Source organism: Planifilum fulgidum (assembly GCF_900113175.1).
GTDB lineage: Bacteria > Bacillota > Bacilli > Thermoactinomycetales > DSM-44946 > Planifilum > Planifilum fulgidum.
In genome coordinates this window covers 23090-38307 of record NZ_FOOK01000017.1, presented here as the reverse complement: position 1 = coordinate 38307, position 15218 = coordinate 23090, and the positions used below count along the sequence as shown (strand labels likewise).

Annotated in this window: 14 protein-coding genes; 7 read left to right on the top strand and 7 right to left on the bottom strand. The window is 57.0% G+C overall.

Annotation, left to right across the window (positions count from 1 at the left end):
• Positions 1-658: 658 nt before the first annotated feature.
• From BM063_RS10475 to BM063_RS10465, 3 genes are all read right to left on the bottom strand, one after another.
• A complete protein-coding gene (locus BM063_RS10475; protein ID WP_092038708.1) occupies positions 659-2098 on the bottom strand; it encodes a UDP-N-acetylmuramoyl-tripeptide--D-alanyl-D-alanine ligase in 1440 nt (479 codons plus the stop codon).
• 245 nt (positions 2099-2343) lie between these two features.
• Positions 2344-2553, bottom strand: a complete 210-nt coding sequence (locus tag BM063_RS17280) for a hypothetical protein (protein WP_143085317.1) — start codon at positions 2551-2553, stop codon at positions 2344-2346.
• 188 nt (positions 2554-2741) lie between these two features.
• Positions 2742-3059 (bottom strand): transcriptional regulator, encoded by a 318-nt coding sequence (locus tag BM063_RS10465; protein WP_218154435.1) that lies wholly within the window; start codon positions 3057-3059, stop codon positions 2742-2744.
• 426 nt (positions 3060-3485) lie between these two features.
• Here BM063_RS10465 and BM063_RS10460 point away from each other — a divergent pair, with 426 nt between their 5' ends.
• Genes BM063_RS10460 through BM063_RS10435 form a run of 6 tightly spaced genes read left to right on the top strand, consistent with a single transcriptional unit; the run spans position 3486 to position 9592 of the window.
• Positions 3486-4550: a M42 family metallopeptidase gene (locus BM063_RS10460; RefSeq protein WP_092038767.1), complete on the top strand. Its 1065-nt coding sequence runs from the start codon at positions 3486-3488 to the stop codon at positions 4548-4550.
• Positions 4551-4576: 26 nt separating this feature from the next.
• Positions 4577-5506, top strand: a complete 930-nt coding sequence (locus tag BM063_RS10455; RefSeq protein WP_092038703.1) for a glycerophosphoryl diester phosphodiesterase membrane domain-containing protein — start codon at positions 4577-4579, stop codon at positions 5504-5506.
• Between the two features lie 17 nt (positions 5507-5523).
• Complete coding sequence (locus BM063_RS10450) at positions 5524-6171, top strand: DUF4129 domain-containing protein (protein ID WP_092038701.1); 648 nt, start codon at positions 5524-5526, stop codon at positions 6169-6171.
• A complete protein-coding gene (locus BM063_RS10445) occupies positions 6155-7342 on the top strand; it encodes a DUF4350 domain-containing protein (protein WP_092038699.1) in 1188 nt (395 codons plus the stop codon). Before BM063_RS10450 ends, BM063_RS10445 begins: the two co-directional genes overlap by 17 nt.
• Positions 7318-8277: an AAA family ATPase gene (locus BM063_RS10440; RefSeq protein WP_092038697.1), complete on the top strand. Its 960-nt coding sequence runs from the start codon at positions 7318-7320 to the stop codon at positions 8275-8277. Before BM063_RS10445 ends, BM063_RS10440 begins: the two co-directional genes overlap by 25 nt.
• A complete protein-coding gene (locus BM063_RS10435) occupies positions 8231-9592 on the top strand; it encodes a DUF58 domain-containing protein (RefSeq protein ID WP_092038695.1) in 1362 nt (453 codons plus the stop codon). The genes BM063_RS10440 and BM063_RS10435 overlap by 47 nt, the downstream gene beginning before the upstream one ends.
• 41 nt (positions 9593-9633) lie before the next feature.
• On the opposite strand, the gene BM063_RS10430 is transcribed toward BM063_RS10435, so the two are convergent.
• The gene (locus BM063_RS10430; protein WP_177199096.1) at positions 9634-10617 is read right to left on the bottom strand and encodes a stage II sporulation protein M; all 984 of its coding nucleotides are present in this window, start codon (positions 10615-10617) and stop codon (positions 9634-9636) included.
• 66 nt (positions 10618-10683) lie between these two features.
• Between BM063_RS10430 and BM063_RS10425 the strand changes: the two genes are divergently transcribed.
• The gene (locus BM063_RS10425) at positions 10684-11436 is read left to right on the top strand and encodes an RDD family protein (protein WP_177199095.1); all 753 of its coding nucleotides are present in this window, start codon (positions 10684-10686) and stop codon (positions 11434-11436) included.
• 4 nt (positions 11437-11440) lie between these two features.
• Here the strand turns inward: BM063_RS10425 and BM063_RS10420 are convergent, their stop codons facing one another.
• The 3 genes from BM063_RS10420 to BM063_RS10410 are packed head-to-tail and all read right to left on the bottom strand — an operon-like array spanning position 11441 to position 15185.
• Positions 11441-13045 (bottom strand): CgeB family protein, encoded by a 1605-nt coding sequence (locus BM063_RS10420; RefSeq protein ID WP_092038689.1) that lies wholly within the window; start codon positions 13043-13045, stop codon positions 11441-11443.
• A gap of 14 nt (positions 13046-13059) precedes the next feature.
• Positions 13060-14208, bottom strand: a complete 1149-nt coding sequence (locus tag BM063_RS10415; protein ID WP_218154434.1) for an NAD-dependent epimerase/dehydratase family protein — start codon at positions 14206-14208, stop codon at positions 13060-13062.
• Positions 14205-15185 carry a Gfo/Idh/MocA family protein gene (locus BM063_RS10410; protein ID WP_092038687.1) on the bottom strand — a complete coding sequence of 327 codons (981 nt, stop codon included), beginning with the start codon at positions 15183-15185 and terminating at the stop codon, positions 14205-14207. The genes BM063_RS10415 and BM063_RS10410 overlap by 4 nt, the downstream gene beginning before the upstream one ends.
• Between the last annotated feature and the right edge of the window lie 33 nt (positions 15186-15218).

Sequence of the window (15218 nt, the reverse complement as noted above, 5' to 3'; positions counted from 1 at the left end):
CCGACGATGCGAATCGGCGGGTGCACCATTCCGCGCGGGAAACGCACTTGCATGGCCGGGAGCTTCGCTGTGTGCCGGGGATTTTCGTCATTTCCGCAAGGTGATGCCGCGGACCACAAACGGGGGCTTCGATGGGCCTTCAGCGACGTTCCCCTTCGGGTGAAAAAGCGGGTGACGCCATCGTGGTCAAATCCGGCAAGGGCGGTTCGGCTCTGTCGCCTTGATCCCCGGTGAAATCATGTGGCTTTCCGTACGGCTGCGGATGGGCGGGGTGAGCCGGACCAATTGTGCTTCCAAGCGTCCCCGGGACGGAAAGAAATTTTTTGTGTGTGCCCCGAAAATCCGTGCGCGCAAATGACTCGGCGCAGCGGACGGGGTTTTTGCACCCTTTTTGGGATTTCGCGTGGGACCGAAGGGGGAAGCACGGATAAGCTTTTTCATTCCTTCTGCCGCGGAAGCCGGCGGTTGCCCGTGTCCAATTCAACGCTTCGTTCCATCCGAATGGCTTGTTGGCTGTCTGTGGTGCTCCTTGAGCGGCATCACATTCCGCCCGCCTTGAACGACTTTGCAACCCCTGTGAATCTTTTTCTTAAAAACACTGCCGCCGATCAGTTGGCGGCGGTGTTTTTATCTTTCAAAGAAATTGCCCCATATAGGACTATGGGGCGCGCAACAGTTTGACCAGCTTTTCGAAGTGCAGTTTTCGCGAAGCTTTGAAATAGATGACGGCGTTTCGCGGAAGTTGCTGCAGAAATCGGGCGGCTCCTTCCCGTGTCCTGAAGTGGCGCACCCGCGAAGGGTTCATCCCCATTGCCGCGGCAGTCGTCCCGATCTCCCGGGCCTCTTTTCCCACGGTGACGAGCCAGTCGGGGGAGATCTTGGCGACGAATTTGCCCACCTGCTGATGGGCCCACCGGCTCAGATTGCCCAGTTCGAGCATGTCTCCCAGCACGGCGACGGCGGGCCGGCCGCGGGATACGTGTTTCAGTACTTTCAATCCTTCCATCATGGCGGTGGGATTGGCATTCCACGCATCATTGATCAACGTGCGCCCGCCCCGTCCCGGTACGAATTGCAGGCGCATTTTCGGCGGTTGAAAGTGGGCGAGGCCTTCCTGAATGTCCCGGACCGGAACGCGGAGCGCACGGGCGATGCCGATCGCCGCCAGGGCGTTGTACACATTGTGCACGCCGAAAACGGGAATGCGGAAGGGATAATCCGTCCGATCCAGCCGAACCCGGAATTCCATCCCCCGGGATGTGTATCGGACTGAATGGGCGCGCACATCGGCCGGATTGCGAATGCCGAAGGTGCGTACGATGCCTCTGAAATGGCGGGTGTTCAATTTGCGGGATCGGGGATCGTCGGCATTGAGGAAGAGGACGCCCCCCGGCCGCATGCCGTCGATCAGCTCCTGTTTGGCGCGGACCACGCGGTCGAGACTGCCCAGGCTTCCGACGTGCGCTTCACCCACATTGGTGATGGCGCCGATTTCGGGACGGACCACGCTGCATTGCCGGGCGATGTTGTTGAGGGATTTCATCCCCATCTCCAACAAAAGAATGCGGTGACCGGGAGAGAGGCGAACCAGATAGGAGGGCAGGAAGGAATAGGTGTTCAGATTGCCCTGCGTTTTGATCATCGACCATTTCCGTTTCAGGATGGATGCCGTCATCTCGGTGGTTGTGGATTTGCCGGCGCTGCCGGTGATTCCGATGACCCGCGGCGAACAATGTCTCCAATTCCAGAGGGCCAGGCGCCAGAAGGCGGCAAAGGTGTCTTTGACGGTGATCAATCCGACGGAGGGAGGAATCGGATGATGTGAGAGCGAGGGCGGAAGGACGACGGCTTTCGGACGAACACGCCGGATGGCGTCCAGTTGCTGGTTCCAGGATTTTTTCTTGGTGTAAAAATAGATCTGATCGGAGCGAAGATATTTGGGTTTTCCGAAGTTTGCCGTTTTCAGCCAGAGGTTCGCGTCTCCGCGGACCAGGTTGCCGCCGATAATCCTGGCCAGGTTTCCAAGGGTAACGGATTTCGTAGCAATCCCCTCCCATCCAAAATGACAAGGGCGATGGATCCCTGACGACTGGGACATTTTATGTTATTCCTGCCGTTGATCCGTGGTTTGGGCAAATATGCAAAGGGTGGTTCGGAAAATGATCAATATTAAAAACAAGTTTGCAGTACAAACAAAAAATCACATCACCCTTCCATTATAAAAAACCCACTTCATTCCATCGCCCGACCGCGCTACCCGAATCAAGGGTGCGCCTCGGGGCCGGTCGGTTTTCCGCAGAGGGCGTTTTATTTTCCCTTGTCAGCCGTTTGTCCGTTAGCGCGTCATTGGATGGAGGAATACCGGGTCTGTCTCAGATAGGCATAGATCTTCTCGAGAAGGAGTTCGGCATCGTCAGGTTCGCTTTCCCCGTCCGCTTGGATCCGCCGCAGGAGATTTTGGGCCAGCGCTTTTCTTCGGTCGGGATCCATCTGGCTTCGCCGTTTTAAAAACTCCTCTCCCAGCCGCTCAAACGGCCGCCAATTCCCAAACAAAGCCTCGGGCTTTTTCCGCATCCGCCGGGATGGAGGGCGGATCCGACGCGTTTTCCCGGGCTTTCCGGTTGGAGGCTTCCGAAGGGCTCCCTTTTCAAAGCCGGCGAAGGGGGCTCCCGGATGCGATCGCCTTAAGGACCTGATGCCGCGCCTCCGGATGGGAGAACGGACGAGGGACAAGGCGCCGGTCAATTTTTCAGGTTTTCGATTTCCGACCGGATTCTGTCCAGATTTTTCCAATAATTCTCGACGGCAGCCCGGCCCTCCGGCGTGATTCGCACGGTGGTTTGAGGAATTTTTTTGCGAACAAAATGTTTGTCGATGGAGACAAGGTTGGCCTTTTCCAATTTGGAAAGGTGACAGGAGAGGTTTCCCTTGGTCAAGCCGGTCAATTCCTGGAGGAATAGAAACTCGGCCACATGACAGGCGGCCAAAGCGTTGAGAATCGCGAGGCGCGCGGGTTCGTGCACCAGTTTGTCAATTCGGGCCAATTCTTTGAAGGGCACCGGAAATCACCCCGGAAGGTGGATTTCTTTCATTGTATCTTTTAATATAAATATTATCAACAACTGGTTTGCAGCACAAATCCCAAATCAACAAACAAATTCAAGTCCCACAAAACACACCACAAACTGCAGGCACAATGCAACTCCGAAGGCCTCACTGAAGGGCTTTTGGCCGGCCGTCGTGACAAGTTATGGGGTTTCGCTGTACAGAACGGGCCTGTTCGCGGTACCATGGTTGTGTGCCGCTTAAGGGCATCTTTGGGATCTCTTTCTATGTTTTCCCGCAGACGGTTTGTGAACTTTTGTCTGTTTCGCTATACTTTGAGTGAACGACGCATGGAATGTCCTCCCATTCCCCTGTGCGGCTTGGACAAGCTCGTGATGCGGCAGAACATGAAGGAATCAATAGGAGTTGAGGTGAAATTGATGGTCGATTGGTCCCTGTTTCAACAGTTGACACAGGCGCCGGGCGCTCCCGGCTTTGAGGGTGAAGTGCGCCGGATTCTGCGGACTCATCTTGAGAAGCATTCGGATGAGTTGGTTCAGGACCGTTTGGGTGGAGTATTCGGAATCCTCCGCGGAAAATCCGGCCCGCGGGTGATGGTTGCCGGCCATATGGATGAGGTTTCTTTCATGGTGACGAGGATTACCGAAGAAGGCTTTCTGCGTTTTCAGCCCTTGGGCGGCTGGTGGAATCAGGTGATGCCCGCCCAGCGGGTCGAAGTGGTCACCCGGGCGGGAAAGCGCATTCCCGGCGTCATCGGTTCAGTGCCGCCGCACTTGCTCAAGCCGGAGGCGCGCAACAAGCCGCTGGAGATCGAGGAGATGTTTATCGATGTCGGTGCGCGAAACCGGGAGGAAGTCGACCGGATGGGCATACGCCCCGGTGACCCGGCCGTGCCGGTTTGCCCCTTTGTCGAGATGGAAGGGGGACGGCGGCTGATGGCCAAGGCTTGGGACAACCGGTTCGGTTGCGGCATGGCTGTCGAGCTGCTCAAGGAGATGAAGAAGGACAGGCCCCCCAACACGCTGATCGCCGGCGCCACGGTTCAGGAGGAATTGGGGCTGAGGGGAGCGGAAGCGGCGGCCAATCTCATACAACCCGATATTTTCTTCGCAGTGGATGCCAGTCCCGCCGGAGACATCCCCGGGGTCAAGGAAGGGTTTGGGCGTTTGGGCGGCGGAGTGTTGATCCGCATTTACGACCGGACCATGGTCACGCTTCCCGGCATGAGGGATTATCTGCTGGACACCGCCGAAAAGGAGAACATTCCCTATCAGTTTTTCGTCAGCCAAGGCGGAACCGACGCGGGAGCGGTCCACCGATCGGGAACAGGAGTTCCCTCCGCGGCCATCGGTGTGTGCGCCCGATACATTCACTCCCACGCGGCCATTGTGGACAAGGATGATATCGAAGCGGCCAAGGCTTTTCTGATCGCGCTGGTGAAGGGGCTGGACGATGCCGCTGCCGAACGGATTCGCGAACGTTGACAGTTTGTGATTGGAGGAAAAATCTGATGGAAGAAACGTTTGCGGAAAATCGGTCCCAACATGTCAGGCCGTTGGAATTTGGCGAGATCCTGGACATGACGTTTCGCCTCTACAAAAATCGATTCGTTTCGATTTTTGCGATCACTCTCCTGTTATGCGGTCCTTTCTATTTTCTGAACGAAGTTTCGACTTGGGTGATCCTGATCCGAAGCATGGAGGTAGTTACCGAATGGGACGCCATCGCAATTATCGCCCTGCTGATACTCCTTTTGATCGTAATCATGTTGTTCGGGATAATTTTAATGCCCCTCTGGTTTGCAGCAGTCACGGGGATTTCCGCGGGCGCGTTTTTCAGGGATGAGTCCTTCACTTGGATCGAAGGTCTGAAACTGGCCGGAAAATACGGAAAAAAGAGCATTCTGACCTGCCTTTTGTTGTTCGCTTTGGGGACGGCGTATCCGCTGATCTATTTCGGTTCTCTCTTTATCTTTCTTCTTTTGATAGACAAGACTGGGGCGGCCGATTGGGTGTCGCTAATACTGATAGTTTTCTCGTTCCTGTTTTTTATTTTCTTCACGCTCTATCTCTTTATCCGTTTCAGCCTGATTTTCCCGGTGATGACGGAGGAGGGCCTCGCTTATTTTTCATGTCTGAAACGGAGCTGGACGCTGACGAAATCCTCCTTCTGGAGGATCTTCGGCCTGCTGTTCATTTTGATTCTTCTGGACAGTTTCATCACGGGCATTCCGTCTACCATCAATCAGGCGCTTTTGTCGGATCCCTCTTTCTATTCGATGGGAATCGCCATGGCCATCTCCCTGACGATCACGTTCTTTTTATGCCTGACCGCCCCTTTGAAGATGATTGCGCTGGTCCTCATTTATGCTGACCGCCGGGCGAGAAGGGAAGGACTCGACCTCGAAATGCAGATGGCCCAAATGGAGAGCCCGGCCTGAGGAATGGAGGGGAAGGCATGGACGCGGAATATCAGCAGGCACGCGAGCAGTTGGCGGAAATACTCAGCCGGCGGGAATATACCGGTTCCAATTGGTTGGAACGAGGAATCCGGTTCATCGACGAATCTCTGGAAGGGTTGGGCGAGATTTTCTCCCCGGCCTTGCCCGAATGGGAGATCCCTTGGCGGTTGTCCGGTTGGGAAGTCCCTTTGTGGCTTTTGCCCGTCATCCTCTTCCTCTTCTTTGCCCTCTGCCTTTTGTGGATAAGGCGGCGCCTCAGCCCGGACAGGCGATTGGAAAACAGGAAGATCGGAAACATCGAGGAAAAATCCCTCAAAGGAAAATGGGAATTGGAGGCGCTCGGCGAAGAGGCCGCTCGCCGCGGAGATTTCCGTCTCGCCATCCGCTTTCTGTTTCAAGCGGTCTTGGCGTCGCTCAGGGAGCAGGGAGTTCTCAGCGAAGTATCCCACCGGACCCACAGGGAGCAAATCGCCGAATTCCGCTTGCGGATGCCCGGGCGGAGCCCCCTTTTCGAATCGCTGGTTTTCCGCTTTGAAGAGGCGTGGTACGGTCAGGTTCCGGTCGGGCACGGGGAATATCGTCGGTTTCGCGAAGAAGCGGACAAGCTCTTGAAAGGAGACCCAACCCATGCGACGACGGGATAAAAAAGGGGTCGGCGTGTTCCTCCTGGTTCTCCTGTTGGGGGTTTTGGCGGTGCTTCTCCCTGTCCTGATCCCGGAGGAGGGGACGCGCCCCTTCTCCTCCGACAACCCGGGCAAATCCGGCGTAAAGGCGATCCGCGATTTGCTTGCGGAGCGGGGAATGCGCGTCCAAAAATGGGAAAAGGAATGGAATCACCTCCCGCCCGCGCAGGGGCACGTGCTTTTCATCATCGAGCCCGAACTGCGGGGTGTCGGCAAAAAAGAGATGTCCAGCCTCCGGAAATGGGCGGAGAGGGGAAACACCGCGGTGATATGGTCTAGTTCCGGATTTCTCCTCTTCGAAGAGCTGGGTTTTTCATCGATCCCCGTGGAAGGCGACGGTCCCCAAATCGTTCCCGTGGCCGGCAGCACCGAAGTGTGGCTGCGAAACATCAACAGGCTGGTGCTGCCTCAAAACAGCCGGGTCCGCCCCGGTGAAGGGATCGAAGCCGTGTTGACGGACCAGCGGGGGGAAATGCTGGTGGCCCGGAGGGAGTTGGGACAGGGTCAGATTTTTTACATCCCCGATCCGGAAATGATCACCAATCGATTCATCAACCGGGAGGACAACCTGGCCCTTCCTCTGTATTTCGCTTCCTTTGCGGAAAAGACCCTCTGGTTTGACGAAAGCGGTCTCCGCCTCGCCGGAGAAGAAGCCTTCGGGGAGGGCCCCGCCCAAAAACTGAAGGACTGGTTTGCGGATCAGGGAATTTTTGCGGCGGCGGAGGCGGGTGCCGCTCTCCTCCTGTGGCTGTATGTGCGGGGGAAACGTTTTGCCGCTCCCCGCTGGGAAACGGTGGAGCGGCAAAGGAGTCAGGATGAGTTCGTGCAGGCCCTGGCTTCCCTGTACCAAGCTTCCCGCCTGCGCCGGGAGTCCCTTGAGATATTGGAGCGTTCCTTCCTTCGGGAGGTTTCCAGGATGGTCGGTTTTCCCTCCGGGGCATCCCGGGACCGGCTGGAAGAGCGCATCTCATCGCTTGCGGGCAGGGAAACCGGGCGAAGATTCCGGCTTCTGACGGAGGAAATGGAGCGAAAAAAGACAAAGATCACGGAAAAAGAACTGATCCGTCTCGCTCAGGAAATGGAAGGATGCAGAAGGGAGATTGGGAAATGGAAATTCAGACAACAGGGGTAAACCGGATTGCCGAGACCACTGAAAGGGTATTGGGGCAACTCAAATTCGCGGTGCTCGGTTCCAGCCTCAATCTGCGGCTGTTGTGGGCCAATCTGTTGACCGGAGGGCACGTCCTTCTGGAAGGGGTGCCCGGCCTGGGGAAAACGCTCATGGTTCGCTCGCTGGCCAAAACGGTGGATGCGGCCTTTGCCCGCATTCAATTCACACCGGATCTGATGCCGGCGGATGTCACCGGCACCAAGGTGTACGACCCGCAGTCGGGACGTTTTTCCTTCAAAAGGGGACCGGTGTTCACCCATTTGCTTTTGGCGGACGAGATCAACCGGACCCCGCCCAAGACGCAGGCGGCCCTTCTCGAGGCCATGGAGGAAGGGCAGGTATCCATCGACGGAGAATCGATACCGCTGCCGTCTCCCTTTTTCGTCGTCGCCACCCAAAACCCCCTCGAATATGAAGGGACTTATCCCCTGCCGGAGGCGCAGCTGGACCGCTTCTCCGTCAAATTGATCGTCGACTATCCCGGAGAAGAGGAGGAAGTGGCGCTTTTGCGCGAGCACCGGCTTTCGGCCGGCCGGGAAGCCAGGCTGGAGAAAGTGGTGGGAGCCGAGGAACTGTTGGCGCTGCGGGAGGAAGTGGATCGGATCATCGTGGAGGAATCGGTGCTCCGATACATCGCCTCCATCATCCGCAACACCCGCCAAGACCCCCGCATCGCCCTGGGAGGCAGTCCCCGGGCCGGCCTGAGCCTGCTCACCTTGAGCCGGGCCCTGGCCGCCATGGACGGACGCCATTTTGTGACGCCCGACGATGTGAAAACGGTGGTAAAACCGGTGCTCCGCCACCGGATTCTTCTCACGCCGGAGGCGGAATTGGAAGGGATGAAAACCGATGACGTCATCGAGGAAATCGTCCGTTCGATCCAGGTTCCGCGATAACGCCTGGTTGCCGGGGCCGCTGATGATCGCCCTTTTGACCGCGGGGATCGGCATCATTCTGCTGGGAGCCTGGATGAATCGCGGGATGCTGTTTTTCAGCCTTTATAACGGATGCATTCTGTTGCTCGCGCTGATCGACGCGGCCTTTCTCCGGGGCGTGTCCCGTCTGACGGTCAGAAGAAAGAGCGGTTCCGTCTGGGAACTGGGGATGGATCATCCCGTCCGGGTGGAGGTGTTCAACCCGCTTCCCTTTGCGCTTCAGCTGGAGATCCGGGACGATTACCCGGAGGGATTCCGGATCGACCGGCGGACGATGAAGGTTTCCGTCCCGCCGGGGGAAACCGCGGAGGCGGTCTATTCCGCCCGCCCTCACCGGCGGGGAAGGCATCGGTTTGACCGCATTCACCTTCGGGCCATGGGTCCGCTCCGGCTGGTCATCCGGCAAAGGGGTTTCAATGCGCAAGAAGAGGCAGTGGTGTATCCACCCTTGACCGAGGTGCGGCGGATCCGCGGAGGAGTGTACCGGAAGGCGCTTGTGCTGAGCGGCTCCCATCCCCGCCGCTCCTGGGAGCGGGGCTCCGATTTCTCCCACACCCGGGAGTATGTACCCGACGACGAACCGAGGATGATCAACTGGACGTCTTCGGCCCGCCGGGGACGTCTGGTGACCAATGTGTATCAGCCCGAACAGGGGCAGCTGATCGCCATTCTGCTGGATTCAGGCCGCGTGATGGGAATCCGCGAAAAGGGGCAAACCCGCCTTGACCGTTCACTGGAAGCGGCTTTGGCGCTTTCGGCGATTTCCCTGGAACGGGGGGATCAAGTCAGCCTTCTCGCTTTTTCCAACCGCATCAAGCGGTGGGTTCCGCCGGGGAAGGGGGCGGATCATCTTGAGCGGCTGATCCGCGCTTCATTCGACTTGGAACCCGACTTGTCGGAATCCGATTACCGAACAGCCCTGGAAACCCTTGCGTTTCGCCAAAAACGGCGGTCTCTGGTGGTTTTGTTCACCGATGCGGACAACCTCATCTTTTCGGATGAATTGATGCAATATCTGGCCGTTTTGAAGCGGAGGCATCTCATCCTCACCGTTACCATCCAGGATCCTTTCCTGAAAGGGCAGGCGGAGAGCTGGCCCGTCCGGGAGGAAGAGGTTTTCCGAAAGGCGGTGGCAAAGGAACTGGAGCGGGAGAGGGAAGAGCGGCTCAGCCGGCTTCGCAGGCAGGGGATTTTGGTGTTGGATTCTCCCTCCGACCGATTGGCGCCGGCGGTGATCCATTCCTATCTGGAAGTGAAAAACCGGTCCGCCCTGTGAAGGGAAAAAATATCCCGCCCCGATCGGGGCGGGATATCGACTCAGAAGGAGCGGCCGGGGCTTTTTCCCTTTCGGAGCCACGCGTTCCCGAAATAAAGAAAGAGAAGCATCAGGGTGAAAAGCGCCAGCAGGTACTTGGTCCAGTGGGGCCAGGGCGCCGGCGTCAAAAATCCCTCGATGAGGGCGGCAAACACAAACAGGGGAATGACGCCCATCATCAGCTGGATGGTCACTTTCCCCTCGCGCTTGAAGGATTCGCCCCGGGTCAGCTCCCCGGGAACGAAAAAGGAGTAGGCGAGGGAAAGACCTGCTCCCCCGGCGATGAATACCGCCGTCAATTCGGTCACCCCGTGCGGCCAGATGTAGGCCCAGAAGGTGTAGGATTCCCCGGCCCGGTGGAAGAGGGCGGCGAGGGCGCCGATGAGCGCTCCGTTATACAGGAGGATCCAGACGGTTCCGACGCCGAGCAGCGCGCCGAAGGCGAAACAGAGAAAGGCCACTTGAATGTTGTTCACCATGATCTGACCGGAAACGACGGAATGATTCCATTCCCCCGCCGGGCCCGCCTGGGGATCGATGCTTTCCGCCATCCCCGGGGGAAAAAACAGGGACGCGAGCCGGGGATCGCCCAGGGTCAGAAAAAAGGCGAGAAGGGCCCCGAGCGAAAACAGCGACAGGGCGACGAGAAAAAACGGAATCCGCTCGTAAAACAGCAGGGGAAAGTCGCGGAAGAAAAAAGCGAACAGTTTGGGAAACCGCCGCTTCTTCACGGTGCCGTAGATGAGATTGTGGGCTTTCAGCGTCAGTTCGTTCAAACGGCGGGTGATGTCATGGCCGGGAAAGTAGGTTTGGGCATACGCGAGATGGCCGGCCACCTGGCGATAAAGAAAGCCGAGCTCGTCCAGTTCCCGTTTGGAAAGAGATCTCCTGTGAAAATGACGGATGAGTTCTTCCAGGCGCGCCCACCGGGATTGGTTTTTCTGGACAAACGCCCCGAGCCTTTGCCGGGATTGCGGGAGCGGCATTTCTTTCACCTCCACAGACTGATTGTAACACGAATCCGTGCCAAGTACGAAAGGGGAGAGGAAACGATGGAGAATCGCGTCGCCGTGATCACTCCCGAATACGTGGAGATCCGGTTTGAGACGGCCGGCCTCGGAAGCCGGGCCGCCGCCAAATTGATCGATTTGGCCCTGATATCGCTGGTGAACTTTTTGCTGCTCACCCTCTCCCTTCCCTTTACTGTGCTGGTGATATCCGGGCATCTTCCCGCATCCGTCTTCTTTGCCGTCTTTTTGGTGGTCTCCGCCGCACTTCCCCTGGCCTACTTCGTGCTCACGGAATATTTCACGGGCCAGACGGTCGGAAAGCGAATAATGGGACTGCGCCTGGTGACGGATACCGGCCAGAGTCCCGGCTTTTGGGCGATTTTTTTGCGCAATGTCCTGATTCTCGCGGATCTCTTTCTGCTGATCGGTTTGATTTTCATGTGGCTACACCGCAAGGAAAAGCGAATCGGCGATCTGGCGGCGGGGACGCTGGTGATCCGCGAGAGAAAAAGCAAGCGAAAAAAAGGGAAAAGTTCCCTTGCGGAACTTCCCCTGTCGGAGGATGAAAAAAACAGGCTGCGACCGTTTGGACGGCTGGGAGACGATCAGTATTTGCTCATCGAGGAGTTTTTGAAACGGCGAAGCCAGATGGATCCCGACCGAAGAAAAGCGCTGGCCCAAAATCTTTTGCGGCGGATCCAAGCGGACGGGGAAACAGAACCTGACGATGCCGAACTCCTCCTCGAAAAGATCTATGCCTATCTGAAGCAGACCCGGTATTCCTCCATCCAATGACGCGCTAACGGGCAAACGGCTCCCAGGGGGGATTTAGGTCCGTCCCGGGACGCCTCCGATACCTGATTTCCAAACGGGGCGTGAAGCGTTCGTAATATACAAGTTTGGCCAGAGGATGGGTTCTCGGGATCTGCGGTCCCAGAAATTGGACGGTTCCCTCCTTCTCAGGCGGGATGGACAGGTAAATCATCAAGGTTTTTTTCCCTTCCCGGATCAAACGCCTAACCAGGGGAGTGACCGGGATCGTCACCGGCGCTTGATAAGGTTTTTCCTTGTTTATCGCGGTGACGGGTATCGCGCTGCTTTCTCCTTCCAGGACGAGATCGCGGGGGAGGCTGGTGGGCTGTTCCTTGGAACTGAAATATTGGCATTTGATCGCGGTGTTCCGGTCGGGATTGACGGAGAGAAACAATTTCACCCGGGCCAGTTGGACATCGAATCCTTCGTTCAGACAGGATTCGAGGGGGAACAGCAAACAGCTTCGATAATCCCTCAGCAGTCCTTTATTTCTTTTGATCACCAATGTCGGCCGATCCATCGGCTGCCCGCCGGGGGAGGTGCAGGTAAATGCCTGCCGGCTTCGAATCTCCTGAACGGGAGAGGGGGAAGGAAACCGGTAGCTTCTCCGCTGTTCCCGCTTGAATTGCAGCAACTCGGAGACCTTTTCCACCATTTCCCGCACGCGGTGGCCGTAGCGGTGGTTTTGATGAACATGCTTTTGACCGTTGGCCGCAATGCGGTCGCGCAGCGGCCGGTTTTTCAGCAGGTTGCGGACCAGGGCGCGGGTCTCTTCCGGATGGCGACTGGTCAGCAGGTGATGATTGGGCTTGAAATGGCGAAGCACGGCGGGGATGTGGTTGGTGATCAACAAACCGCCCGTCCCGATGCACTCCCATGTTCGGCGGGTTAAAACTTCCTGGTGGTTCTGAATCCCGAGAATAATCTTGGCGGAAGCGTACACGTAGGGAACGCGCCTGTAGGGAATGGGGCCGCCGATGACATGATTCGGCACCGAAAACGGGAGAAGGTTTTTCCCCTGCTCCCAACCCTTCCCCCAGATCTTCAACGAGATGTTTTCCCGCAGCAAGGGTTCCAGCAAAATGCGGAGGCTCTGCAGACGCCAGCTTTCCATGGTCGCGTTGGAGAAATTGGCGACCAGAGCCACATCCGACTGATACTGCGGCACCGGGGGCAGGGTGCGGTGAATCCGGGGATTGCAGGCAAAGGGGAGGTAATAGGAAGGGAGTCCCCTTTCCTGGTATATTTTCGTGCAGTCGTAGGAATGGGTGAAAACGACATCGGGCCGCCCGGTTTCCAATACATACAATGACCAATAATCGGTGTGAAGAGGATCTTCCGTGGACCAAAACACGTGAAGGCTGTCGGTTTCTTCGCAATAACGTCTGACGACCTGGAAGTAGGGTTCCCGATGAAAGGGGGTCCACCCGTTGGTCAGAATGACATCCGGACGGTATTGGTTCAGCTGATGGACCAGCTCCTGGGGCGTCAGGTCCGGTTTGGGCACAAAGAGGGGGATGTTGTTCTCTTTGAATCCGGAAGGAACGGTTTCAACATAGTTGACGTAGTTTTCAAGGTAGTACCATTTCATAAGCCCACCCACCTTTACAGGAAGCGGTCCTCATATTGTTTGAACACCGGGCGGTAGGGAAGCAGGTCCCTCACCATCCGGTCGATGCCTTCCTGTAGCGAAACGGGTTCTTCCGGAAGAAAGTGCTTGCGGAATCCCCCGTTTTCCATTTTCATCTGATGGGTCTCATTCTCTTTTCGGGGATTGGGAATATGGACAACCTCCGCCTGCAATCCCTGCTTCCGTCCGGCGCGTTGGACCTGTTCCGCCAGCTGTTTGGGGCTGGCCAGGATGGTCATCTGGTTAAACACCTGAAATTTCTGCTTCGGAGGGGAATAGGCGGCCGCTTTCGCCAGGGATTGGACGGCATCCTCCAGGGCGATCATCGGCTTTTTCTGTTCCCCTTTTCCATAGATGGTGATCGGGTGGCCGGCCAGCATCTGCGCGCAGAAGCGGTTGGGAACCACCCCGAAGTAAAAATCGAAGTCGAACCGGGTTGCCAGATCGGGGTGCAGGCGCGTTTCTCTGGTTCCGGTTCCGAACACGATGGCTGTCCTCAAGTCGGTAATGGTCAGCCCCCACAGTCTGGATGCGAGGTACAGGCTGTTGACGTCATTGGCTTTGCTCATGTGGTACCACGATGTGGCCATCCCGGGATAGGGAATCGTATCGGAGCCGGAATCGGTCTCCACATGGATGAATCCTTCGGGAATGGTGAAATTGGGCGATCCGTAGACTCCCGTCGTGGTGGTTTCAATCAGGTGGGTGGAATGTTCCAACCCGCATTCTTTGATCCCCCAGAGCAGGTTTCGGCACATCCGGTTATTGTTCTCCTGCGTCAGATCGGCCAGGGGAGCGTGAAGGTGGGAGAAGGGGGCGGCCGGTTGGGCGGCCACGTGCAGAATGACGCGGGGTCGGAAGGTTTTCAATATCTGGCATACCTTTTGATAGTTTGTCAGGTCCGCTTCGATGAAGGAAAGGTTGCACATGCCGAACTCTTTTGCCGTCTTCATCCGCCTTTCCATCGGCGCGATCGGAATGGCGCTGACGCTTCCGATTTCCTCAACCCAGCGGCGCCGGCCGAAATGGTCCACTCCGATGATTCGCTCCTCGGGAAAGGCCCGGCTGAGCCTCAACATCAGCGGCCAGCCGATATAGCCGTCGGCTCCGGTGACCAAAATCACATCGCATCACTCCCCGTTTTCATGTTGGATCGGATCTTTTCGACAAGCTCCATGACGTTCAGCCCGTCACGATGGGTCACAAGGGGCGGCCGGCCGGTTTTCACGGAGGAGACAAAGTGCTTGATCTCCTCCAGCAGGGGAGACGTTGCCGGTATTTTCACGGTCCGGTGATCGACTTGTTTGGTGTGCCGGCCGAGTCGGGTGAAAAGATGCAGCCGATGATTCAACAGGTCGGCAACCCAAGTCCGATCGGTCTCCGTCAGAATGATCTCCCGCCTGTGCAAGGCCCCCGTGCGGACCGCATGGACATTCACGAGAAAGGAAGAGTCGAAGAGGATTTGAACCATCGCATTGTCGATGAGACCCCGGTTCATCTCCTTGGGGTGGACGGTCCGACCGGATGCGGCGAAGCGGACGGGAGAAGTTTTCATCCGATCGGCCAAGCGGAGGATCAGATCCAGGTCGTGCACCATCAGGGTGAGCAACACGTCTGCATCGATGTGTTTTCTCAAGGGAACATACCGGTAAAATTCTCCCATGAGCAGGTTTTCGTATCGAACCGATTTCAGAAGGGTTTGGATCACCGGATTGAACCGCTCCACATGCCCCACTTGGATGCGAACTTTGTGCTTGTCGGCGAGCCGGCACAGGGATCGGGCCTCGTCAACGGTATGGGTGAAGGGTTTTTCCAGAAACACATGGCATCCGTTTCGGACGGCTTCCGACGCCACGTCATAATGGGCGGTGGTCGGCACGCAGATGACGACGGCTTCGGCCTGCTTCAGCAAATCATGCAGGCTTTGCGCCCGCGGCACCCGATATTTTTTCGCCAGGGCATCCGCCTTTGAAGCGTCGGAATCAAAAATCCCGACGATTTCCACTCCGGATAAGGTGATCAGATTTCGGAGGTGATTTTCTCCCATAAAACCCGCTCCCACCAACCCGATTGGAATTTTTTTTGCGTCCAAGCGCTCCATCTCCCTTCGGAAATAATCCTCAACCGTTCGTCA

Coding starts and splice junctions, on each gene's coding strand:
- BM063_RS10475 (WP_092038708.1), bottom strand. CDS start 2,098: ATGTCCCAGTCGTCAGGGATCCATCGCCCTTGTCATTTTGGATGGGAG.
- BM063_RS10460 (WP_092038767.1), top strand. CDS start 3,486: ATGGTCGATTGGTCCCTGTTTCAACAGTTGACACAGGCGCCGGGCGCT.
- BM063_RS10455 (WP_092038703.1), top strand. CDS start 4,577: ATGGAAGAAACGTTTGCGGAAAATCGGTCCCAACATGTCAGGCCGTTG.
- BM063_RS10450 (WP_092038701.1), top strand. CDS start 5,524: ATGGACGCGGAATATCAGCAGGCACGCGAGCAGTTGGCGGAAATACTC.
- BM063_RS10445 (WP_092038699.1), top strand. CDS start 6,155: ATGCGACGACGGGATAAAAAAGGGGTCGGCGTGTTCCTCCTGGTTCTC.
- BM063_RS10440 (WP_092038697.1), top strand. CDS start 7,318: ATGGAAATTCAGACAACAGGGGTAAACCGGATTGCCGAGACCACTGAA.
- BM063_RS10435 (WP_092038695.1), top strand. CDS start 8,231: ATGACGTCATCGAGGAAATCGTCCGTTCGATCCAGGTTCCGCGATAAC.
- BM063_RS10430 (WP_177199096.1), bottom strand. CDS start 10,617: ATGCCGCTCCCGCAATCCCGGCAAAGGCTCGGGGCGTTTGTCCAGAAA.
- BM063_RS10425 (WP_177199095.1), top strand. CDS start 10,684: ATGGAGAATCGCGTCGCCGTGATCACTCCCGAATACGTGGAGATCCGG.
- BM063_RS10420 (WP_092038689.1), bottom strand. CDS start 13,045: ATGAAATGGTACTACCTTGAAAACTACGTCAACTATGTTGAAACCGTT.
- BM063_RS10410 (WP_092038687.1), bottom strand. CDS start 15,185: ATGGAGCGCTTGGACGCAAAAAAAATTCCAATCGGGTTGGTGGGAGCG.